Below are 23,201 nucleotides of genomic sequence, written 5' to 3' on the forward strand. Positions count from 1 at the left end.
CTCTCATCACCAATGAACAGATCGGCGTCTATAATGTATGATCGCGTATCTATTCCGGGAAATTCGGGCTCCATACCGGCAAAACATAAACTGTACACCTCTCACATCAATGACACCCTGTTCATATGCGTCCCGATCAATGAAAAACGGCATATAGAGTCAACATGACAATAAAGAGAACAGCCGCGAGCAACTTGTAGTTTCTGATCCCGGGAAGACCGGGTTCACGTATCGCATCCAAGGGATGATTCCATATGAGGCCTCTTTTTTCCTCCGTCAATGCTTCGGGTTTGAACAACGATGCCGTGATCATAATGACTGCGCAGATACAGAAGAGATAAAAACCAGACATCATGAACGGAACATTCCATCCGGTTTGCTCTTTAAAAAAATCGAGACCGAACACAACAAATCCAAGTGCTGAACCCGTAATAAGCGTTGCGATTGATCCAAACGATGAAGCCCCTTTCCAGAACACACCAAAAACAAATACCGAGGTAATGGGCGGAGAAATATAACTTATAGCAGCATTGATACCCTGAAAAATCGTAGGGTAACGTCCGAGAAACGGTGCAACACCAATAGCCAGAACCATACCCGCAACAGTTACCATACGACCGATGGTAATCAGTCTTTTTTCCGTGGCATCGGGCTGCCATTGTTTATAAAGATCATATGAAAAAAGAGTCGCGGCAGAATTCAATGCTCCGGAAACCGTACTCATCAGTGCCGCCATCAACGCCGCTGCAATCAGCCCTTTCAACCCGACCGGAAGTAGATGCGCAATCATTGCAGAGTAAATGTCAGACGATCTTTCCACATCAGGCAGTTTACCCTGCATAATCAGCGCTTTGGCAATAAGACCGGGAAGAACAAAAATAAAGACCGGAAGAATTTTCAGAAATCCGGCAAACAACGGACCCAGGCGGGCGTGCTGTTCATCTTTGGCACCAAGAACACGCTGCACAATTGTCTGATCAGTACACCAGTACCAAATTCCAATGATGGGATAACCCAGCAAAATAGAATACCACGGAAGACCGGAAGGATCACCCTTCGGGCGAAGCACGCTGAACAGATGAGGATCAACGGTTTCGGTCAGCCCGCCCCATCCTCCCACTTTGACCAAAGCCACCCCTGTCAGAACAATTGCACCGATCAGAAGAACAATGGTCTGAACGGATTCGGTCAAAACCACTGCCATCAGCCCTCCAACCATCGTATAAATCCCGGTTAGAACCGCAATACTGATAATACTGGTCATCAGAGGAATACCAAACAACCCCTCAAGTACCACAGCCCCGGCATAGAGGCTGAAACCGATATGGATAAAAACAGCGGAAATAATCGATAATCCGGAAAGCCAGTTGCGACTGGCCTTACTATACCGACGCTCCAAAAAATCCGGCAGTGTAGCAACTCTTGACCGGATATAAAACGGAGCAAAAAAGAGGGACAGAACGATCAGCGTAAATGGTGCCATCCACTCAAAGTTACCGTAGGCCAAACCGTTCTTATACCCCTCCTCGGCAAGGCTCACAAGATGGACCGTGGAGATATTGGTGGAAAATAACGCCAGACCTATCACCGGCCATTTCAACGATCCGCCCGCCAGAAAATAACTCGTACCCTCGCCGGAAGTACCATCCTTTTTCCTCCAGAGTCCGGCCCAACAGCCCAGCGCAACAATACCTCCAAGATAAGCCAGTAATATAACCAGGTCTGCACCTGCAATCTGTATCTGCATAAATCTCCCCGCATCAAACCTGCATACCACGCACAGTGAAATAGATATATCGTAAGCTTCGACTGCTTGCTTCCACATCTTTCCAGTGGTAAATTTCCGACATGAGCAATTTTAAGGAGATCATCAGTTACGGGCACATTGAGAACAAAATGATGTATCCGCACAAGAATCCCGGTATGGAACTCGTACTTGTGGAACAGGGCCGCCTTGACTGGGCCGTCGAGGGCGTGCCTGAAGCCCTGAAACCCGGCACTCTGTTTTTCACCCTGCCCTGGCAGACACACGGCAGCATGCAGATCCGGGAACCGAAAAATCGGATCTACTTTATTCTGTTCGATCTGCCCGGATCAGGCTTCCTACCCCGGAAAAAAATCACGATGGCCGAACGATTCGGCTTCACTGCAGCCGAACAGAAGTTTATCAGCACGGCCCTGGTCCATGCCCGACGTCATGCCTGGCCCGCCTCAAAACTGGCGCAGCATAACTTTCCCGAAATGATCCGGCGGCTGGAGACGGGTGCAGAAGCGGATCAGTCCATTGCCATCTCCATGCTCCGCACTTTACTGTTGGAACTGGCCTTCATCATCACCAACGATCTCGAAACCGCGGCCGGCACCTCCCCGACTTCCGAAACCATCGAAACCTTTCTGAAGTCGCTTCATCATAAACTCGAACATCCCTGGAGATTGGATGAAATGGCTGCGGCCTGCGGCGTGAAGCGCACCTATTTCACGAATGTTACCCGCAAGCTGACCGGCTATGCGCCCCTGCAGTATCTGAGCCGCCTGCGGTTTGAGCAGGCCTGCCGCCTTTTGCGCGAAACGGAGTGGTCAATAACCGACATCGGATTCGAATGCGGATACAGCACCAGCCAGTATTTTACTGAATCCTTTAAAAAGGCTGCACGTATGACCCCTTCCGAATACCGGAAAAGTCTCCCGGAACTTGAACAGATCCTGCAGGCGAACTGGAAACATCCCGAACTGCGCAGCATTGATGACGAACGCAGGCGGCAGCGCATTTTCACTTAACAGAAGGCGCTTCAACCGGAATAAGCAGTTCCGCCGGTGCAAGATTCTCCGACTCTATGCGGATCAGAACTTCATCGGCATTCCCGGCTTTGACAATCGCGAGACACCGACCCTGATCCGTCCGCCGCCTTCTCTTTTCGGTAAAAGGATCCTCTGCCCCATGGTTCCGAAATCCAGCCCCAGGATTTCGCCGCCGGCAATCGAATAAACCAGCAGCCGATCTTCATGTTTAACCGGAATGCCCTCGATGTCCGTTAACTGAACCTCAACATGCACAACACCGCCAGGCCGCACGGTTTCTGCATCGGCCACCGCTTCAATACGCGCCGGATCACCGGCGGTTTGCAGCACGAATTCGCAGACCGGTTTTCCATCGCTGATTCCCACCGCTTTCAGTTCGCCCGGTTCGAATTCAATATCGTACCAGTTCATGATCCGGTTGGAGAAATCGCTGAGTTTCTGTTTCCCGATTTTACGGCCGTTCAGATAGAGCTCAACAAACTCACAGTTTGTAAAGGTCACCAGATTGAGCGTTTCCCCGGTTTTGAAATTCCACATCATTCGGCGTTCCGGAGAACCCCAGCACCGGAAAGATTCAATCGGCTTCATCTCATCATAAACCGCCACACTGACCACCGGTTTTTCCGACCAGAGCGCTTCATAAAAATAACCGTTAACGGTTTTGAAACTGGCCATATCCAGCAATGCACTGCTGCCGCCATTGATGCGTGGCCAGTCTTTGTTTTTACTGACTTCTCCCAGATAACGTGTACCGCTCCAGAGAAACAGACCTGCATTAAATTCATTGTCCAGCACATCCAGCCACGGAGCACGCTCCACCAGATCCCATCGTTTGAACTCCGTACTGCTGTAGTAAACATAGCTTTCCGTACTCACAAACGCTTTACCGGGATTGCGGTGCCCGATTCGTTTCACCCATTGTTCGCCGTAATTCATGCCGATCAGATCCATGTACTGCGTCGATTCAAGAATATCATCCACCTTCTCTGAAGGATCTTTATCCAGTCCCCGCTCCATGCCGGAAACAACCGGGCGGGTCGGATCGATGGACCGCACAAAGTTGCAGTATTCCGCCAGCCCCTCATTCTGTTTTTCACTGCCGGCCGGATAGTTTTCATTCCCCACACTCCAGATGATGACGGACGGATGATTGCGGTCGCGCCGGATGGTCTGCCTGAAATTCTTCTTCCATTCTTTGCGGAAATTCGGTTCGGCAAATTTCGGATCATTCAGCGGGTCGGCATTCGGACGAATCTGATGTTCCCATTTATCGACAAACTCATCCATCACGAGAAAACCCATGCGATCACACAGATCCATAAATTCCGGCGCCATTGGATTATGTGCCGTACGGATGGCATTGCAGCCCAGTTCTTTCAGATTCTGCAGACGCCGCTCCCACATTTCCACCGGCACGGCCGCACCAACTGTTCCCATATCGTGATGCAGACAGACTCCCTTCAATTTCATATTTTCCCCGTTCAGGAAAAAGCCCTTTTTCCCATCGAACCGGATCGACCGAATTCCGAATGTGCTGCGATACACATCGACTGTTTTTTCACCGACCTTCACCCGGCTTTCTGCAGAATAAAGCACTGGTGAATCCACCGACCAACGCTGCGGATTTTCGACAGTGAGTGTCTGCTCCACATCAAATGCCTCCGCGATTTTTCCGGAGGACGCCGAACGCGCCACTTCCCGGCCCGCCGGATCGAACACGACGGTTTCAAGTTCGAACTCTGCCGGATTCCCCTTATTCTCCAGCTCGGTCCTGAAATGGATTTCCGCCGCCCAGTCTGTAATTTCCGGGGTCGTGATATACGTACCCCAGTTCTTCACATGCACCGGATCTTTTTTCGTAAACCAGACCTGCCGATAGATTCCCGAACCGGAATACCAGCGACAGTTCGGCACATCGTGATTATCCACCCGAACCGCAATCACATTTTTCTGTCCAGGCCTGATGAGTCCGGTGATATCAAAATAAAAACTGGTATATCCGTCGAACTGCTGCCCGGCAAACTCCCCGTTCACAAACACACGGGCATGACGATAGACCCCGTCGAACTGGATTTCGAAAATCTTTCCTGCATCTTCCGCTGGCACCTCGAACGACTTCCGATACCAGGCAATCCCGCCCGGCAGCCAGGCGTTGCGTCCGGGGTTATCCCGACTGAACGCAAACTCCACACTCCAGTCATGCGGCACATCCAGCCTCCGCCACCCCGAATCATCAAAACCGGCCTGCTCCGCTCCGGCCGGATCGCTGAGTGAAAATCTCCAGTCTTTGGAAAAACTGATTCTTCCGGCCTGGAGATTCATTGCACAGACCAAACCAACCAACAGTAAAAACAAATGTTTCATCGTTTATCCTACGGATTGAATGTACGAACAAGAACAACACCATGCGCTGGAACCTTTGCCGAAAAACTTCCCGTATAGGTTCCGATATCCCGCTGTCGCCAAACATCGCGTAATGTTTTACGCCCGCGGATGCCTGCCGTTTTCCAGTCAATGGAAAGGGTCCGCACCTTATCGTCTTTATTCACCAATCCGATGGCCTTTTCCCCGTCAGCCAGGTCCTTCACAAGAATTTCATAGTCATCCTTCACCACCACGGATACCGCAGGAATCGCTTTTTCATCCTGATGAATGGCCAGTACCTCATGGTTGCAGAGCAGGTTCTTTGTAAAATCATCCATCATTTCAATCGGACAGCCGATCAGCATCGGTGCGCTCCAGAGTGTCCACAGCGAAATATGGGCATACTGCTCATCCGGGGTTAGACGCGATGGACGCGGTTTCTGCCCCTTATTTCCTTCCACCACATGACCGACCACCAACATATCCGGATCCGGAAAATGACCCGGCCCGCCGCGCTCGCCCTCTTCAATCCAATGACGATGCAGCTCCCACTGATCAATAATATTCAGATGTGCTCCATCCTGATCCCAGCGGTCTTTCAGATCGCCCGCTGTGCGCCAGCAGTTTACTTCCTTCGCGTAAAGCGCCGCATGTTCGAGCGGCGCCGTATTGGACAGCGAATAGACAATATCCCGGCCACTGTTTTTCAATGCGCGGGCCATACGCAGCGTGCTTTCCGGATCGTTCGGATTCCAGTCGTATTTCAGATAGTCGATGCCCCATGCCGCCCACTGTTTTGCATCATTTTCATCAAATTTATATTTCTCTACCACCTGATTCGCTTTTTTAACCGCTTTGGATGCTGCATATTTTCCGGCACTCCAGAAGCCGTCCTCATTCTCACTTGATCCCCCGACAAAACCGGCATAGGTGGTAACCCACGGCGAGGAATAAATGCCGATTTTCAATCCCAGTGCATGCACTTCATCACACAGCGATTTCATATCAGGAAACTTTTCCGGATGCCCCTGTATCGCATTGAATTTTCCGCCGCGTTTCCCCTGCCAGGCATCATCGATATTAATGTATGTCCAGCCATAATCTTTCAGGCCCTTTTCCGCCATAGCACGGGCAGAAGCGAGTACCTTTTCCTGATCGACCTGATGTCCCCAGCAGTTCCAGCTGTTCCAGCCCAACGGCGGCGTAAGACAGATTTCATCACCGACTTTAATGAGCAGTTTTTTTTCATCCTGGCCCCTCTTATTTTCCGCCTGAAGCGTCCCCGTATAATCACGTTTTTCCAGCGATTTGATTTTTCCGGAAATGATGCCGGAACGGGGATCCACCGTCAGCCCTTCGGGCAGATTTTTCACTGAATAGGTTAACGGTTCTTTTCCGGTGGCCGGAATCGTATAACGAAAAGGAGACCCCGGACGCACCCCGAACACCGCCGGCCCGTGAATCATCGGTTCCGGTCGTTCCTCCGGGGTCAGAATATACCGGCCTTCGCCGAACTCCGGAGCATAAATCCCCCGGCCATTCCATTCAGCGCAGCATTTGCAACAAAAACACACAGTATTGCTTTCCAGAAAACCTTCATAAGCTACTCTCCATTAAATCAGCTTTTCATGATGGGAGAAGCTACGATGATTCGGTATCCGGAACTATCGGCGATTTTGTAAATAATATACGAATTCTTGCAATCAGCACATCACATCATCGATTTACGATATTTCAACGGGGGAAGACCATAGCGGGCTTTGAATAAACGGCTGAGATGCTGGGCATGGCAGAAGCCGCATTGTGCGGAGATATCCTCAACCGTATCTCCGGACGTTCGCAGCAGATGTTCCGCAGCAGAAAGCTTAAACTCAACCATCTTTTCATGCACGGTCTGCCGCACAAGCGTTCTGAACCGGATCTCCAGCACACGACGTGTCAGTCCGACGTAATCTGCAATCTGCTCGGTTCCGATGGAACGGGAAAGGTTGCTCTTCATATAAATCAAGGCATCACGGATCTGCTCATCAATCACGGCGAAACTGTCCGTGCTTGCACGCGTTGTCACTCCCTGTGGCGGAATCATCCGTGTGGTTTTCGGCGGATGTTTTCCGTCCATGAGCTGATTCAGCAGCTGGGCGGCTTCATAGCCCAGCAATTCAAGGTTGTGGTTTACACTGGAAAGCGGAATCTGGAGATATTCGCAGATCAGCGGATTATTATCCACACCCAGCACGGCTATCTCGCCGGGCACATCATACCCCTCCTCAATACACAGGCTCAACAGCCAGGCCGCATCGGAATCCCTCCGCGCAAAAACCGCACAGGGCCGGGGAAGCTCCTTGAGTTTTTCCGCCATCCGCACCCGGTTCCGGGCAAACACGCCATCGAGCCGGATCACCGGTTCATTCAGCTTTTCCTGAAATCCTTCAAGTCGCGCCAGACTGACGGCATCCCGTTCAAACGAAAACCAGGCAAAATTACGATGCCCGTATTTCAGCAGATGCTCTGCCGCGGTCTGCCCGATCCCCCGGTTATCCGCAACGACACGAGGCAGTTTTAAATCCGTCCGGTTCATCGAAATATCGACCACCGGCACCCGCGACTCTTTTACGAGCTGCTCCATTTTCGGTTCATCCGTCAATGCACAGAGAATACCGTCCCCCGGAACCGATCCGGCATTCTGGATCCCTCGATATAGCCCAGATCAAGATACCATCCGAAATCCCGCGCCGCCCGTGCAATCCCGTGGTGGGATGCAATATTCAGACCGCCGATGAGTACCAGTACATTTTTATTGCCCATCGAAGACACTATATCCTTCTGCGCACATATGCATTTTTTAATTTCATATATGCATTTCACAAAATACCCGTCTTTATGTCAAACCTTCGGATGCTTGGTGATATATGGATATAGAATAGCGGATATCTTACGACTGTGGTCCGTCCGTTCCATGCGTGTTGAAATACAACGGAACCCCGGAAGAATCCGGTCCCATGTTTGATAAAGGAAGTATAAGAATGACAAAACGCTGTACTCTACTGTTTCTGCTGATTCTCACGCTGACCTCATGGGCTCAGGAGTGGAATGCCCCGGTTCGCGGGTCGTGGATCGCCGACACCGGTCTTACGCTGGTCGGCAAAGACCGTGTTGCCGATATTGTCGTATCGCCGGATGCCCACTCCTGTGTGAAGCAGGCGGCAAAATTTCTGGCCTCCGACATCGAAAAGATTACCGGACAGAAACCGGATATTGTTCCGAAGGTACGGAACAATAAACCGTTTATCCGGCTGGCCACGGCGGGCAGCGACCGCGTGCCGGCCGACTTCCGGTCGCTGAGCGGAAAATGGGAGGCGCATAAGATTCAGACCGTTGAAAACGGAGTCTGGCTGGTCGGTTCCAATCCGCGCGGAACAGCGTTTGCCGTATATACATTTTCGGAACGCATCGGCATTGATCCGCTGTATTGCTGGACCGGATACACCCCGGAAAAACATGAGATACTGCGGGTGAAGCCGATCGATTATACCGCCGGGGAACCGACCTTTAAATATCGCGGACTGTTCCATGATGATGAAGACACGCTGCCGCAGGAACTGGATGAGCGCGGACTGCCTCAGGCGGGCGGCACCATTGATCCGGCCTGGTATAAGCGTTATTTTGAAACCGCACTGCGGCTGCGTATGAATCAGGTTGCACCGTATACCCGCGCCAAGCGGACAATGGAGGTGCAGCAAATGGCCAGTGACTGGGGCCTGTTCTATACCTCGCATCATTACGATATTCTGCTCTCCAACCCGTGGGGATACAGCCGGGAAGGTCTGGCGGAAAAACGTGGTGTCGACGGCCGGTATGACTGGGCTGAAAATCGCGAGGGTATCACGAAATACTGGAAAGCCGGAGTGGAGGAGAATAAGGATCTGGACTGCATCTGGCCGGTCGGTCTGCGGGGCACACACGACGGACATTATGAATTCCCGGAAGGCACGACTCAGGAGGAAAAAAACCGTGTATTCACCAAGGCCATGACCGAACAGGTGGAAATGACCAAAGCGATTCTTTCGGAAACGAAGAATCCCGTCTTTCATTTCACGCTTTATGCGGAAATGCTGAAAGCTTTTCAGGCGGGGACACTCAATCTGCCGGAAGACGTCATTCTGGTCTGGAACGACGACGGTGATGGTATTATGCGCGCATTACCGGAACCGGAGGAACTCGGAAAATGGAAACACGGCATCTATTACCATCTTGCCTATTATGGACACACCACGAAACAGACGGCACACACCATCACTCCGATGCGGATTGAGGAACAATTCCGTAATATCGTCAAGGCCGGAGCAACGGAATACATGCTCTGCAATGTATCCGAAATGCGCGAACACACTATGAATACGCGGTTCATAGCCGGAATCTGCTGGGATGCGGAAACCGCCTTCAGTAGAGAAGACGCCGCCGACCGCTTCTCCCGGTGGTGGAGCCGGGAATATTTCGGCAATGGTGCCGACGGCGCTTATTCCGCCTACATGGATTATTTCAGGATCTATCATGCCCATGATCAGATCTGGCAGGGAGCCCGTTCGCTGGAACGGGCACTGCACGATGTTTATTCCCGGCTGGCGGGCGACCATCATGCAGGCCGTTGGAACGACCCGGAAAAACAGGCGGAATATAACCGTATGAAAACGCGGGCCTCGGTATATGAAAAAACACTGGCATCAGCGCGCGAAGCTCAGTCGAAAATGAACGCTCAGGAAGCTCGTTTTTTCTATGAGCATGTCATTTTCCCGCTACTGATCGATTACCGCCCGACCAAAGCCGCGGAATATGTCTGGCAGTCAACCTGGTCATGGCCGCAGGATCGGATTTTTGCGCTAATCAATCAGGCCGAAGAACAGCTTCAGCTGCTCGAAGACGAGGTCGATCAGGCGGAACGCCCTCCTTTTCAGGACTGGTACAAAGACACCTGGATCCGCCGTTACGACAGCTATACCAACGTGCATTATTCCAACTACCGTATGCAGGATTTCCGCGAACGGTATAAACAGAGAAACGAATCTTATAAACACCGATATTCAAAATGATTTTACTTAAAGAATCCATGCGCTGGTTTGGGCCGAACGATCCGATTTCGCTGCGCGACATCCGGCAATGCGGCTGTGAGGGTGTTATGTCATCACTGCATCATCTGGACTATGGCGAATTGTGGAGCCGGAAAGAAATCGCCAGGCGAAAAGCAGAAATTGAGGCAGAAGCGTTGAAATGGCTGGCGGTCGAATCCGTGCCGGTCTCGGAAGCAATCAAAACCCGCACCGGCGATTTTGAACAGCATATCGAAAATTATAAACAGACCATACGTAATCTGGGTGCGGAAGGCATTGATACGGTCATTTACAACTTTATGCCGGTGCTCGACTGGATCCGCACCGACATGGCCCATACGCTGCCGGACGGAACACAGACCCTGTTGTTTGATCCCGTCAGATTTGCGGTCTTCGACATTCATCTGCTTCAACGCCCCGGAGCGGAACATGATTTTGCCGCTCCGGTCCGGAAAAAAGCCGCAGCACTTTTTAAGTCGATGTCCACCGAAGAGCGCAGGAATTTTGAAAAAACCATTATTGATGTTTTTCCCGGCATGGATTTCAGCTTCACGCTGGATAACATCCGGGCCATGCTGGCGACATATAACGATATTGACCATTTCCAACTTTTGGAAAACCTGAAGCTGTTTCTTGAGGAAATCATTCCGGTCTGCGAAGAAGCCGGCGTCAGAATGGCCATCCATGCCGATGACCCGCCCTTCCCCGTACTCGGTCTGCCGCGTATCGTCTCCACCGAATCCGATTTAAAGGCGATTATCCGCCTCGTTGACAGCCCGGCCAACGGGATCTGCTTCTGCACCGGATCGTTGAGTCCCCGCGAAGACAACGACCTGCCCGGCATGGTTGAACGGCTGGGGCACCGGATTAATGCCTTTCATTTCCGAAGCACCCAACGCAATCCGGACGGTTCCTTCTATGAAGCCAATCACCTGGAGGGATCGGTCGATATGCCGGCCGTTTTAAAAGCCGCACTTCGTGAAATGAAAAAACGTAAAGACGCAGGACGTACAGATTGGCAGCTTACCTTCCGCCCCGATCACGGCCGCACCATGCTCGACGATCTTCAGAAACCGCCGCTCAAAACCCCCGGCTATACCTGCATCGGCCGCCTGCGCGGTCTTGCGGAACTCCGCGGCCTGCAGACCGGATTACAATCTGCTGAATAGCAGCGTATTTTCCTGATTCACAGACGGTCGGTGACTTTTATTACTTCTTGTCAGACTCCCAACCATAAAACTCCACAATGGAAAGCTTTTCCGGCAGTGCAAAATGATCCGCTTTTAGCCGATGATGCCTTAATAACTGTTTATACGAGGTTTGTAAGGCAAGACTCCGCCACTTTTAAGGAGCGGCTTTTTCTGCACCAGCCTGCGCTTAAGCATTTCAAGAAAATCATGAACAAATGCATCTGTTTCCGCAAGCATCGCGGCATCTTAGGCATATAACAACGGTTCCAGCACCATATGCTTTATCGAATGATTTGAGCGGGTGGACTTTGTTGAGTAGGGTTTGGATTCGCACCGGGCATACTCCCTCTGTGTTGTGTTGTTGTGGTAAACCACACATTACAGATAAGTTGCCCGGTGCGTTAATCATTTGTTTTTACCCACAGATTCAGCGAAAGACCTTTAAAAATGGACAAGGAGCAGGGATCATCGGATCAAGGAGTCCGAGAGTAAAGCGGGACGACGGACAGATGCGGTCCTGAACCATTTCCGGAAAACCCCGCCAAAATGACGGGGTTAATCAACTGTCGAAAAGGTGTCCTTACGAACACCTCACTGTTTCAGTTGCTGAAAAAATTACATCATGAAACGACGTCGGACAAACAGTACAGCACCACCGAAAAAGGCAATCATACCCATCGTTGCCGGTTCAGGAATCGCAACAAGAGAAATATTCTCAATCGTTGCTCCGACATTGCCCGCATCACCTACGGAATTAATGGTGAAGCGAACTCCGATATAGTCATAATCACTCAGGTCGGTTAATCCACCAATGGCAACACTGTTCGTTGTACTTACCGACAGTGTTGTTCCTGCTGTCGATGTTGCCTGTCTGATAGAAGGATATGCAGTTCCATTCGCATGAACCCAGGGAATATCTCCATCGAGAAAATCATATGCAGTTGAAGTTCCTCCGGCAATATTATTTCCAGCAACCACATCATTGTAAAAATTAATACCCGAGAACATAATATCACTGGGATCAGGGGTCTGTTCCACCGTCCATCCGACCAGCTGATAGTCAACGGCCAGGGAGGCATTGGAAAGGGCCGTTGCAGCCGGCGTCCAGTCAAAGCTCAACACTAAATCCGATCCCGTGTTGGCTCCGACCGAAATGACCTGCATAACACCGAAATCGTTCGCTCCATCAGTATCCCAGACCGGAACTTTGCTTTCCAGGCCACCGAACGCACTTTGCTGCCAGTATTCTTTGGCTCCCCAACCGATGTCGGTCAGAGAAAAAGTATGGTTATTCTCATTATGATCCGTAAACGTGTTATTCAACAGGTTCGCCTGAACCACTCCCGCAACAGCAAGTGCTATTACAATTAATGTATTTTGCTTCATTTTAACCTTTCTTTTTTAATGTTCATTATCAGAGATTCTTCAGTTCTATTTTCTTTTTAATCTTTACCATGCGAATTTGAATATATGTATCCGCGTATTAAACATGCGTTTATTACGCTTCCCGGACCCCATCAGGGTTGCGACAGATTTAACCTGAAAAAAGTTCTGACTTATCTGCTCCCCGGACGCGGTGCCGGGCCTCGCTATTGACCAGGTATATTCGTTTCAAGATTAAAACTGTCGCTCCAGGGACCTGTAACCAGATTCATTGTCCATTCAACAGAGTAAGTTATACCGGGATCCGGTATTACAGTTTCGAGATTATATAGAGTGTGTCCCGTTTAATCGGGTTTTCAAAGCGATCCAGCCTCTATCTTTAAAAGAGCAACTACCGGTGTGCATAATGCTGCGGTGGCGAACGCGAAGTGCCTTGATTTCGCTTGGTTAGTATCGGATTTGGACACACCTCCGTCTTTGAGGAGCGCAGGTTTTGGATGAATTATGCCGCTTCGGCCAGTTAAGCTTCGAGCTCGGCGCGTTTTTGGGCGACCATCGTGGCGAGCTTCCATAGGTTGTGACCGAGAATACACCACTCGATCCGCGTCTTGCGATTCGTAAAGCCTTTGCTCCGAAGGGCGGTCGAGGTAGGCGTTCTTGAAGATGCCAATGCGCCCTTCGGTGACGCCCCGGCGTTTCTGCAGCAGGCAAAGACCTTCGTCCCGGAGTTTTTCCTGTCACGCAGGCACGGAGCGCGGGCAGGTCCCGTTGATGAGGGAGAGTTATTCGAGGGCGAGGTCGTTGACCGCGACATCGAATCCGCGGTCGCCGGTGTAGCTTCCGGGGGTGGCGTAATTCGCGGTGATGCACTTGAGGCCGGGCTTTACGAATTTGCTGTCGGCGACGGGCTGCTCTTGCATCAAGTCCAGCCGTCGGCCTGCTCGGCGTAGAGCCCGTTCCCGAACTCGACCTCAGCACCGGTCCTGCCGCGCACGAGCACATGGATGTCGGGTTCGTGGAGGCTGAGAATTTTACCGACGTTGAAGACGCGGCGTTCGGCGATGAATACGTTCGTTCGCTTGATGGATGGCTTGGGGAAGCGGATCAAGCAAACGGTTGCGCCAGGTAATTGCCTTTATGAAAGAGCATGCCTATGAACCTATCACACCATCGGAGATGTTCTTAAAGCGGTCCCCATGGCCCGCAGCTCACTGGAACATAAATTCAAAAAAGTATTCGGTCGCACTCCGGCAGAAGAAATCCGGCGACTGCGCATCAATAAAGCGCGGAAACTGCTCAGTGAAACCGATATGAGCATGCAGGAAATCGCCGAAGCCTGCGGGTACTCCAGCTACAATTACCTGAGTCTTTCCTTCAAACAGATCACCGGTATGCCCCCCGGGAATACCGGAAAAACGCGCGCATCATATAGGACTATTCCAGTTCAAGCCGGAGCACCGTGGCGATTTCATCCATTTCCACCTCCGGCAGAAAAAACTTCAGATAATAGGTGTCATCATCCCATTTCACCTCGGTATCCGTACCCATCAAAGTAACCCGCCTGATCGCAGAATGCGGAGCATAGCGGTGCCGTCCAAGCGCCTTGATTTTCACCTCCGCCCCGGGTTCCGGCCGTCCCAGGAAAAAGATGTACATGGTTTTATCATCTTTCGAGACCGTAAAACGGATATCCTCAGCAGTATACTGCACTTTCGCGGACTGACCGTCGTGCGAACTGTCTTTGCTTTTAGCCGTACCGGTACCGTATGTATCAAACGGACGGGTCCCGTAAACCGCTTCGCCATAGACGGCAAGCCATTCGCCGATTTTCTTTAAAACAGCCCGCTGCTGCTCATTAATGACACCATCCGCCCTTGGCGAAACATTCAGGAGCACAATCCCGTTCTTGCTCCAGACATCGATCATATTGCGTACGACCAGCGCAGCATCCTTATATTTATGCCCTTCAACATAGGACCAGCGGCTCTCACCCAGCGTGATATCAGTCATCCACGGCATAGGATGGATTTCACGCCGCCCTCCCTGCTCAAAATCAAGTACACTGAAACTCATCGGCATGTCATTGTGTTTATGACAGGTCACCACTTCCTGCCCGGTTTTTTCGGCATGGTTGAAGTAGTACGCGGCATATTCCATACGATATTTTTCCGGAATCATATTCATCCAGGAATCAAACCAGATGATATCCGGCGAATAGCCATCGATCACTTCAACCAGCTGATCGATCCAGTACTGATTGAATTCTTCAATGGTTTCAAAATTACCGAAAAGCATCCGCAGTTTCGGATCCGTTGTTGCCGTCGGCAGATCCGGATCATACGGATAATGACTGTTAAAGCCCCTTTCCCGGTCTTTCAGGTTATCGCGGTTTCGCTGGCCGTTACGCGCATGATGAAACGTGGCAATTGTTTTCATATCGCGTTTTCTCAACTCCGTAAAGAGCTCTCCCAGAACATCCCGCTTCGGTCCCATGTCACCGGCATTCCAGGGATTCACCTTACTCGCCCACATGGCAAAGCCGTCATGATGTTCAGCAACCGGCCCGGCAAACCGGGCACCTGCAGCTTTGAACAGATCCGCCCATTCAGCCGGGTCAAAGTGTTCCGCAGTAAACATCGGAATAAAATCTTCATAGCCGAATTCATCAATCGGACCGTAGGTTTTCGTATGATGCTTATTCACCCAGCTTCCAACGCGATACATTTCGCCGGGGTACCAGGCACTTCCAAAGGCCGGAACACTGTACGGTCCCCAATGGAAATAGATTCCCAGTTTAGCATCCTGAAACCACTCCGGGGCCGCCTCATGTTTCGCCAGCGACTCCCAGGACGGCCCATACTTCCCCGCCGAAGCGGAAAGTACGGCCAGCCCGAAAAAAACAACTGCAAACTTCTTCACCATATAATCCCGTCAGAATCTACTTGTTATCGCCGGGGCGCAGCTCAAGCAGTTTCCCATATTCAACAATACCCTGTTCCCTGATCCAGGCATTGCATTTTTTCTCCAGCATCGCCACGATTTCCGGCCGGACATCCGCAAGATTGTTCTGTTCCGACGGATCGTTTTCAAGATCGTAGAGTTCATATGCAATACCAGGCACATCACGGGTCATGGTGAACCAGCCCGGCTCAATCAGCAGTTTCCATCGGCCCTGCCAGATAACACTCTGCTGTCCCTTGTCATTAAAGAACAGATACTCAGCAGGCTTACGTTTTTTACCTTCCAGCACCGGCAGCATGCTGCGACTGGGCAGTTTTTCCGTTTTCCTGCCCCGGAAGGTTTCCGGATATTCCGTTCCGGCAAGCTCCAGACAGGTCGGCAGAATATCCGCCACCCAGACCTGTTCATGAGAAATGGTTCCCGGTTTAATTCGGCCCGGCCATGAGGCAATGAAGTGCGTTTTACATCCCCCTTCCCACAACAGGGCTTTAACCCCCCGATACGGCGTATTGAACATGCTGTCCAGATGCGCCGCATTCCCGTTATCGGAAAAATAGAGAATCAGCGTGTTGTTCAGCTCGCCCTTTTCCTTCAGCGATTCAACCAGACGCCCTACATTTTCATCCACCTTTTCAATCATCGCCGCATGAATGGCCATCTGCAGACGGAATTCGTCTTCCTTTTTCGGATCATACCAGGCTTTTTTATATTCGATATCCGGCGGACAGAGCTTCTGCGCTTTCAAACCTTCAGCACGGGCGGCTTCAACCGCACGGATATCCTCATACTTTTTGAGATATTTCTGCACCAGTTCCTCCGGAGCCTGGAGCGGTTTGTGCGGAGCCCGATAGGCCACATACAGGAAAAAAGGTTCCTTATCTTTACCGGATGCATCCGAAATCATTTCAATCGCCCTATCCGTTACCCCATCGGTGTCATACCACGCCTTTCCGGTTTTTCCATGATTCACCGTATAAGGCAGATCTTTGCGTTTGGAAAAGCAGTGCATCGTGTATTCCCGGTCATAATTCAGTTTGGCAATTTCATTACCTTCCATGATCACATGATGCTGACCCGGCACATAAAAGAGATTATCCTGAGCTCCGTAGAGACCGAAATATTCATCAAACCCACGCTGAAGCGGGAGTCCGAGGAAATCCTGTTCAATCTCCTCCTCAGTCAATTCCCAGCCTTCATGGTACTGTTTCCAGACTTCCTGCCGCTGCGGTTTCAGCTTCATCAGACTTCCGCCCAAATGCCACTTACCGGACATCAGCGTACGGTAACCGGCCTCTTTCAGCAGCTCAGGAAGCAGCGGCGTATCATACGGAAGCCGACCTCGATGTGCCGGATACGGCATTTCGCGAACCCAGTCACCCACCACACCGCCGCCGAAACCGACTTTGGCGCAATCCAGCCCGGAAAGCAGCGAAGCACGCGTCGGACTGCAGCGGCCATTCGTATAAAAATTACTCAGCCGAATACCTGAATCAGCCAGCTTATCGATATTCGGCGTATCAATTTCACTACCGAAACATCCCAGATCCGTGTACCCCGAATCATCGGTCATGATCACCACGATATTCGGACGCGTATCCGAAGCAAGTACACTCCAGCTGATTGCCAGAGATAACGTCATTAACAGGCCGGTTTTCATCCCATCACTCCTTTAATTAAATTTCTTTCGGTTCCATTCGAAATGATTCACAAATGCGGGACACATTCAATGAGCCCATCATCCAACTTGACAGAACTCCATTCATTTGTACTACCCTGAATGGTCCGGTTCCGGAATTTATGCATCGCTCATCATCCGGGTTCCGATGCTTCCGACACGAACGGTTTATTCGAAGCTGAAAAGATAATCATTTCAGACCGCGTCGTCCCCTGTTCCATAGGCCAGTTTCCGGCCGGCCTGTCCAGATTCCTCCCGGACTAATTCCGGCTTTCCCCGGACAATATCCGGCGGTTCTCTGTTTCAATTCTTTCACGCTGCCGTCCGGATAGCCCATGCTTGTAATGATATTCCGGACTGTATCTCAGAAAATGACCTTTCATCTCCGGATCATGCACATCCCGGCTCAGGTCGCAGTCGAAACGCACCAGAATGGAATGATTTTTACCCTCCCCCACACCCACATGGGTAAAATGGGAAATCCCCCACGTAATACCTCGACCGTCCTTTGTGTCGGAAAAAGCATCCGGCACAAACGGTCCGGCCGCCACCGGCATCATTTCCACATGTGCAACCACCTTAAAATTCACCCAATCCTCTGCATACTGAATGGTATTCCGTTCCATACCATCTTTAATCACCAGCGCGGCAACCCCTTCCTTAAAGGGAAACAGCGTCGTTTCATGCCCCGAATTAATCACCGGATTCAGCGGATGTTTTTTAAACGGTCCCAGTGGATGCTCTGCAATCGCCAGCCCCTGCATGCGTACTTTGGATGGGGAAAACTCCGGACGCTTATCGAAATCGCTTTTGTAATACAGATAAATTTTCCCGTCATGCACCAGCGGATAGGGGTCGTGAATGGAAAACTGATCCCACTCGCCTTCTCCTCCGTTCGGAATCACCACCCTGCCATACGGTGTCCAGGGTCCATCCGGCGAATCGGCCCAGGATACCGCGACCGGGCAGAAATCGCCACGGGTTCCACTCGCCTCCATAAAAGCCTGATAATAAAGATAATATTTTCCTTCCCATTCGAGAATATCGGTCGTCGTAACTGACCGCCAGCCGGGTTGCGGTTTCGGCGGCCGCGGCACAGCTACCCCCTGCTCCTCCCAGACAAAACCATCCTCCGAAACGGCATAATAAATATCCGCCAGATCCCAGTCAGCCGACGGAATAACATCCGTGGCCTCCCGGGCCCGCGCCATGCCCACAGGTCTGTGACCCGTTGCGCGGCGCGTATACCAGACATAGTATTTTCCATTGGCAAAAATCACCTTGGACGGATCGCGTCGGGATACTGTCCCGTCGCCGCCGTTGTAATCAAAGCCCTTCAGCTCGGTATATCTGAACTGAGAATAGAGCTCCTGCGCTTCCGGACGGAATCCTCCGTATTCATCATAAGCCCGTTCCACAGCCGCACTTAGCGGCCGTTCCGGCTTTTCCTCCGGAATAAGAAAAGGAAAAGCGTTCATCTGATCTGCAGCCTTCGTCACGAAACCTGCCGCCAGAAACAGCAGCAATAATCCAGTATCATTTTTTAAAGTCATCATTCAGTCCTCATATGTTCCTGTCCGGAAGAATTGCGCTCTGTTTATACGTCCGGGATGAACTCCCGGACCGAATGAAAACGGCACAGCCCCCGATACTTTCTAATCAGGACGAATGTCAGCACTGAATTCAAACACCTGCATGGCCAAACTTGACACATGTCCTCCATCATCAGGAAAGATCAATTCGACCGTGTTATTCTTTTCCAGCAGCGCATACTTAACCGGAATTTCCACAACACCGAAAAACTGACCGCGGGTCGCCTGATCATAGCCCCGCCAATCGGTCGGAACCTCAACCGACGTTCCGTTCACCCGAACGACCGGATGAAGCGAACGCCCGTGTTTCCGGCCCATACCCACGCGCAAAACCGCCTCACCGAATGCTGAAGCCCGCCTCACGCCCTCAATCCTGAAACGGATCGGCTCATCAGCCTTTATCGGCTGCAAATAGGTCGTTGCGTAATATTTCTTTTCCACAGAAACTTCATTCGTTTTCAGCGGAGCCCGATAAGAGAATTTCAACATCGCAGTTGCAGAGGCCCCAACGTGATCCGTTCCAGCGAAGCGCGTTCAAATTCATCAATAACCGGCTCAAGATTTTCATCCGCATGCGCATGCTTAACCTCGACTCTCAGCAGATCTTCGGAAGCCCCCGGCATACTGAGTTCCACCGTTTGCGGTCCCGTATGGTCCAGACTGCTGACAACCACAAACACATCTGCACCGTTCACATAGGCATCAACCTGAATATCCGGATCAGAGGCGATAGTATCAACACGCGTCCCCTTGACCCCTTTCCACAACTCCCAGAAATTAAGACGCGGTGTATAGGCCCAGGGACCGTCATTATCCTTCGGGCGACCTTTCAGTTCATCCACATCATACAAAAGCCGTTTCGGATACGGATACCCGTCTTTACGCCCCCACTCCGCTTTCAGAACCATAAAGGGGATAGCCTGGATAATCCGGTCCGGACGTTCCAGCAACTGCATCAGGATGGTGTTGTAGGATCGGGTGCAGCGCCATGCCTCGTCCGGACTGTAGGGAAATCCGTTGCCCACACGCAGACATCCGTATTCCGAAATATTGAGCGGTTTCACCTCACCCAGTTTAAGGAAACTGTAGTGCTCCACCATATCCAGAATGGCTTCCACATTGCTTCCGCTGCGGTAGATACTGTTCAGCGGATCTTTGTTTTTGAGCGGATTGTCATAGAGATGCAGCGAAAAGAAATCCATATTCCCGCCGGCAATATCAATAAACTGCCGCCAGTTTTTATCCCAGTGTCCAAAATCATGATCTTCAAACCCCGGATGGGCAGCAGTATATCCGCCGATCAGAATATCAGGATGCGACCGCTTAACACGCTCTGCCACCTTGTTGTGAAATTCGGAAATTTCCGCATAGGTTGTGTTATGCTCACGGGCATGAACAAAGGGTTCATTCACCACTTCAAGCATCGCCGGTTTCGGCGGACCGTCCGTTCCTCCGCTACCGGTAAAATGCGTCAGATACTGCTCATAAAAATCGGCCAGCGCATCATAACTTCCAATCGCAAATCCATTCGCGTTTGTACTGCCGTCCGGAAACATTTTCGGCTGACCGCCGATGGTCATTTTTCTGCTGCGGTACTCCAGCGCATGTACCGCAGTGTTCTGCGCATACCGCTTCCGCTCCCGCTTTCCGAGCTGCTCAATACAGGCATGATCACACCAGCCCGGTTTATCCGGATCCTCCGTAGTCCACGACAGCGCCTCCGGCAAAGCCCCGCAGTCGCGCCCCAGATAAACATCGTATTCATTCAGAAACGTTTCCCGCTGTTCCTCGGAATCCCAGTCATGCTCGGTCGCCCGCGCATGCAGTACCATCCACTTTTCACGATCGAAAGCATCCACCCCGCCGACAGAATGTCGGACATTCAGGTTGACCGTCACCGAAACCGACTGTTCTTCCGCCATCCCGTTTTGATTCACCGTAATAACCGCCGCAAAAAGACCGATCCACTTCATCTTCATCATTAACTCCGTATTTTTATTTAACATGCAGCAGATTCCGCCCCTCAGTAATAACCGCTTCCTTAAACAGATTTAATGCAACCTCATTCCCCCATTCTTCCGGAGTCCGGACTCTGGCGACTTCATGCCGGACATTCTCCCGGATTTCCACAGTGGCCGGTTTCCCGTTCCCCGAACCGTCGGGCGAGAGAGCAAGCATCCCGGCCGATAGTAAAACCCGTATAATCGTCATGATTCCCCCGGTCACTTCCGGCCGTTCAGTCCGGCATCACCGTCTTCAGCGTCACACTGCTGATTCGACCGCCACTATCCGGGAACATGATTTCCACACTATTGTTCTTTTTGATCAGTTCAACGGGAACCGGAATTTCAAGCAGACCGAAAAAGGCCGGACGCGTCGGCTGGTCACTGCCGCTGTAATTATCCGGAACCTCCAGCGCGGTTCCGTTGAAAACGACTTCAGGCCAACGGGAACGATCCGGTTCTCTCCCGAATCCGACACGCAGCACGGCCTCACCCGACGATAGCGGCTGAACCTCATTCAGCGCAAACTGAACCGGGCGCCCGCCTGTAATCGGTCGGTTATAATCCGACGCATAAAATTTGTATTCCTCAACCGTTTCAGTAATGGCAATGGATTCGGCAAACCTGCACTCAATAACAGCACTGGCCTCCGGCTTTAAGGTGAACGACTTCAATTCCTTCTTAACCGTTTTCTCCTCCAGTACCGGACCGTCCGCCACGCGGTACAGATGCTTAATCCGTGCGGATGTCATGTTGCAGGAAAGATTCAGATCAACCGTCTCCTCCACCGGATTCAGATTACTCAGAATCACATAGGCTTTTTTTCCATCCACATAGCTGTCGAGCAGCACATCGGGATTATCGGAAGCTGTCTTCACCCGCGTTCCGTTCACATCCGACCACAGCTCATAAAACAGCACCAGATCGGTGAAGATCCAGTCCTCGCCGAACCGGCCCGGACGTTCTTTCCTCTGATGCATCAGACGGCGGTTATACGGCACCCCGTTTTTTCGGCCCCATTCCGCCTTGGCGGTAATGAAAGGAATCGATTTAAGAATCAGATTCGGTCGATCCAGAAACTGCAGTGTCAACGGCGTTGCCGCCTTAAGGAAATGCCAGTCGCGCAACGCGGTCCAGGCCCGGTTTTCCAGTTTATGATCCCGTCCGCCGTATTCCGAAATGATAAACGGCTTAACCTCCCCCAGCCGGATCAGACTGTACTGTTCGATCATATCCAGCGTAGCTTCCAGGCGGGACCCTTTATAATCATCACGCCCGCGATCCCCCCGGTTATTGAAATCATAGAAATGAAGCGAATAAAAATCCATCTGCTCGCCACAGGTATCGATAAACAGCTTCATCCGCTCATTCCACCGTGCGAAATCCCGTTCTTCAAATATCGGAAACGCCATCGTCGGACCGCCGATTAAAACCTCGGAATCAAACCGGCGAATTGCCTTCACCGCGCCGTTATGAAATTCGAAAATGGATTTTGCGCTACGGGTATCCCCGCGACGACCGTCGATAAAATGATACAGCGGTTCATTCAGAATTTCGATAAACCTGGGACGCGACTGTCCCGCCGTCGGAGGCTCACCCGGGTTCCGGTAAAATTCCTGCAGAAAACGACCCATATATTCGCCGACAGCGTCGGCACCGCCCAGCTCCCAATCCGTTTTCTCTTCCCCGGGACTCGGCAGAAACGCATGGGGCTGTCCGCCGATCATAACATCGTTAACAGCGTCATATTTATGCAGATAGGCTTTGTGACTTCCATAGATGATTTTACGATGAATCCGCCCTGCGTTTTTCAGATATTCCGGATCCACATAACCCGGCCGGTCCGGGTCTTCCGGAGCCTGCCGCAGATATTCAATCATTGTTCCGTTATCGCGGCCGAAAGAAACATTCAGATCCGAGACCAGTATATCCAGCAGTTCATCCTCACCCACCCAGTCAGGTTCCGAGAGATGTGAATGTGCATTGATATACTTATGGCGATCAAAGGATGAAATCCCGCCCACTGAATATTTCATATTAAGCTGAATATCGACGGTCGTTCGGGCGTGGCTCATCAGCCCCATAAACAGCACACTCAGAACAACGTTTTTTTCACTGATTATTTTCAT

General features: G+C 51.3%; 17 protein-coding genes. 4 read left to right on the forward strand and 13 right to left on the reverse strand.

The window, feature by feature from the left end:
• Window positions 1-136: 136 nt before the first annotated feature.
• Window positions 137-1,747, reverse strand: coding sequence for a sodium:solute symporter (locus EGM51_06200; protein QBG47004.1), 1,611 nt, complete (start codon window positions 1,745-1,747; stop codon window positions 137-139).
• A gap of 101 nt (window positions 1,748-1,848) precedes the next feature.
• Here EGM51_06200 and EGM51_06205 point away from each other — a divergent pair, with 101 nt between their 5' ends.
• The gene (locus EGM51_06205) at window positions 1,849-2,778 is read left to right on the forward strand and encodes an AraC family transcriptional regulator (protein ID QBG47005.1); all 930 of its coding nucleotides are present in this window, start codon (window positions 1,849-1,851) and stop codon (window positions 2,776-2,778) included.
• A 63-nt stretch (window positions 2,779-2,841) separates the two neighbouring features.
• On the opposite strand, the gene EGM51_06210 is transcribed toward EGM51_06205, so the two are convergent.
• The 3 genes from EGM51_06210 to EGM51_06220 form a co-directional block, all read right to left on the reverse strand.
• Window positions 2,842-5,163 carry a glycoside hydrolase family 2 protein gene (locus EGM51_06210; protein ID QBG47006.1) on the reverse strand — a complete coding sequence of 774 codons (2,322 nt, stop codon included), beginning with the start codon at window positions 5,161-5,163 and terminating at the stop codon, window positions 2,842-2,844.
• 8 nt (window positions 5,164-5,171) lie between these two features.
• On the reverse strand, window positions 5,172-6,737 hold the full coding sequence (locus EGM51_06215) for an alpha-galactosidase (protein ID QBG47007.1): 1,566 nt from the start codon (window positions 6,735-6,737) through the stop codon (window positions 5,172-5,174).
• Between the two features lie 137 nt (window positions 6,738-6,874).
• A complete protein-coding gene (locus tag EGM51_06220; protein ID QBG47008.1) occupies window positions 6,875-7,789 on the reverse strand; it encodes a helix-turn-helix domain-containing protein in 915 nt (304 codons plus the stop codon).
• A 373-nt stretch (window positions 7,790-8,162) separates the two neighbouring features.
• Here EGM51_06220 and EGM51_06225 point away from each other — a divergent pair, with 373 nt between their 5' ends.
• Together EGM51_06225 and uxuA are read left to right on the forward strand one after the other, a co-directional pair.
• Window positions 8,163-10,250 (forward strand): hypothetical protein, encoded by a 2,088-nt coding sequence (locus EGM51_06225; protein QBG47009.1) that lies wholly within the window; start codon window positions 8,163-8,165, stop codon window positions 10,248-10,250.
• A 17-nt stretch (window positions 10,251-10,267) separates the two neighbouring features.
• Window positions 10,268-11,437, forward strand: a complete 1,170-nt coding sequence (uxuA, locus tag EGM51_06230) for a mannonate dehydratase (GenBank protein ID QBG49259.1) — start codon at window positions 10,268-10,270, stop codon at window positions 11,435-11,437.
• A gap of 636 nt (window positions 11,438-12,073) precedes the next feature.
• Here the strand turns inward: uxuA and EGM51_06235 are convergent.
• Together EGM51_06235 and EGM51_06240 are read right to left on the reverse strand one after the other, a co-directional pair.
• Window positions 12,074-12,844 carry a PEP-CTERM sorting domain-containing protein gene (locus tag EGM51_06235; GenBank protein ID QBG47010.1) on the reverse strand — a complete coding sequence of 257 codons (771 nt, stop codon included), beginning with the start codon at window positions 12,842-12,844 and terminating at the stop codon, window positions 12,074-12,076.
• Window positions 12,845-13,760: 916 nt separating this feature from the next.
• Complete coding sequence (locus EGM51_06240; protein ID QBG47011.1) at window positions 13,761-13,949, reverse strand: hypothetical protein; 189 nt, start codon at window positions 13,947-13,949, stop codon at window positions 13,761-13,763.
• Between the two features lie 88 nt (window positions 13,950-14,037).
• Between EGM51_06240 and EGM51_06245 the strand changes: the two genes are divergently transcribed.
• Window positions 14,038-14,397 carry an AraC family transcriptional regulator gene (locus tag EGM51_06245; protein ID QBG47012.1) on the forward strand — a complete coding sequence of 120 codons (360 nt, stop codon included), beginning with the start codon at window positions 14,038-14,040 and terminating at the stop codon, window positions 14,395-14,397.
• Here the strand turns inward: EGM51_06245 and EGM51_06250 are convergent.
• The 7 genes from EGM51_06250 to EGM51_06280 all read right to left on the reverse strand — a co-directional run bounded on the left by EGM51_06250 (window position 14,276) and on the right by EGM51_06280 (window position 23,201).
• Window positions 14,276-15,763: an alpha-L-fucosidase gene (locus EGM51_06250; GenBank protein QBG47013.1), complete on the reverse strand. Its 1,488-nt coding sequence runs from the start codon at window positions 15,761-15,763 to the stop codon at window positions 14,276-14,278. The genes EGM51_06245 and EGM51_06250 overlap by 122 nt on opposite strands.
• Window positions 15,764-15,779: 16 nt before the next feature.
• On the reverse strand, window positions 15,780-17,459 hold the full coding sequence (locus EGM51_06255; GenBank protein ID QBG47014.1) for a sulfatase: 1,680 nt from the start codon (window positions 17,457-17,459) through the stop codon (window positions 15,780-15,782).
• A gap of 278 nt (window positions 17,460-17,737) precedes the next feature.
• Window positions 17,738-19,030 carry a glycoside hydrolase gene (locus EGM51_06260; GenBank protein ID QBG49260.1) on the reverse strand — a complete coding sequence of 431 codons (1,293 nt, stop codon included), beginning with the start codon at window positions 19,028-19,030 and terminating at the stop codon, window positions 17,738-17,740.
• Window positions 19,031-19,132: 102 nt separating this feature from the next.
• Window positions 19,133-19,558, reverse strand: coding sequence for a hypothetical protein (locus EGM51_06265; GenBank protein ID QBG47015.1), 426 nt, complete (start codon window positions 19,556-19,558; stop codon window positions 19,133-19,135).
• Complete coding sequence (locus EGM51_06270) at window positions 19,552-21,051, reverse strand: hypothetical protein (protein QBG47016.1); 1,500 nt, start codon at window positions 21,049-21,051, stop codon at window positions 19,552-19,554. The genes EGM51_06265 and EGM51_06270 overlap by 7 nt, the downstream gene beginning before the upstream one ends.
• Window positions 21,052-21,064: 13 nt before the next feature.
• Entirely contained in the window at window positions 21,065-21,280 is a 216-nt protein-coding gene (locus EGM51_06275; protein QBG47017.1) for a hypothetical protein, read from the reverse strand.
• A 25-nt stretch (window positions 21,281-21,305) separates the two neighbouring features.
• Window positions 21,306-23,201 carry a beta-agarase gene (locus tag EGM51_06280; protein ID QBG47018.1) on the reverse strand — a complete coding sequence of 632 codons (1,896 nt, stop codon included), beginning with the start codon at window positions 23,199-23,201 and terminating at the stop codon, window positions 21,306-21,308.

This window comes from Verrucomicrobia bacterium S94 (assembly GCA_004299845.1).
In the GTDB taxonomy this organism is placed as follows: Bacteria; Verrucomicrobiota; Kiritimatiellia; order Kiritimatiellales; family Pontiellaceae; genus Pontiella.

Bases quoted from the DNA above. Each gene is read 5' to 3' on its own strand.
- EGM51_06200 (QBG47004.1), bottom strand. From the start codon at position 1,747: ATGCAGATACAGATTGCAGGTGCAGACCTGGTTATATTACTGGCTTAT.
- EGM51_06205 (QBG47005.1), top strand. From the start codon at position 1,849: ATGAGCAATTTTAAGGAGATCATCAGTTACGGGCACATTGAGAACAAA.
- EGM51_06210 (QBG47006.1), bottom strand. From the start codon at position 5,163: ATGAAACATTTGTTTTTACTGTTGGTTGGTTTGGTCTGTGCAATGAAT.
- EGM51_06220 (QBG47008.1), bottom strand. From the start codon at position 7,789: ATGGAGCAGCTCGTAAAAGAGTCGCGGGTGCCGGTGGTCGATATTTCG.
- EGM51_06225 (QBG47009.1), top strand. From the start codon at position 8,163: ATGTTTGATAAAGGAAGTATAAGAATGACAAAACGCTGTACTCTACTG.
- uxuA (QBG49259.1), top strand. From the start codon at position 10,268: ATGCGCTGGTTTGGGCCGAACGATCCGATTTCGCTGCGCGACATCCGG.
- EGM51_06235 (QBG47010.1), bottom strand. From the start codon at position 12,844: ATGAAGCAAAATACATTAATTGTAATAGCACTTGCTGTTGCGGGAGTG.
- EGM51_06245 (QBG47012.1), top strand. From the start codon at position 14,038: ATGGCCCGCAGCTCACTGGAACATAAATTCAAAAAAGTATTCGGTCGC.
- EGM51_06250 (QBG47013.1), bottom strand. From the start codon at position 15,763: ATGGTGAAGAAGTTTGCAGTTGTTTTTTTCGGGCTGGCCGTACTTTCC.
- EGM51_06255 (QBG47014.1), bottom strand. From the start codon at position 17,459: ATGAAAACCGGCCTGTTAATGACGTTATCTCTGGCAATCAGCTGGAGT.
- EGM51_06260 (QBG49260.1), bottom strand. From the start codon at position 19,030: ATGACTTTAAAAAATGATACTGGATTATTGCTGCTGTTTCTGGCGGCA.
- EGM51_06265 (QBG47015.1), bottom strand. From the start codon at position 19,558: ATGTTGAAATTCTCTTATCGGGCTCCGCTGAAAACGAATGAAGTTTCT.
- EGM51_06270 (QBG47016.1), bottom strand. From the start codon at position 21,051: ATGATGAAGATGAAGTGGATCGGTCTTTTTGCGGCGGTTATTACGGTG.
- EGM51_06275 (QBG47017.1), bottom strand. From the start codon at position 21,280: ATGACGATTATACGGGTTTTACTATCGGCCGGGATGCTTGCTCTCTCG.
- EGM51_06280 (QBG47018.1), bottom strand. From the start codon at position 23,201: ATGAAAATAATCAGTGAAAAAAACGTTGTTCTGAGTGTGCTGTTTATG.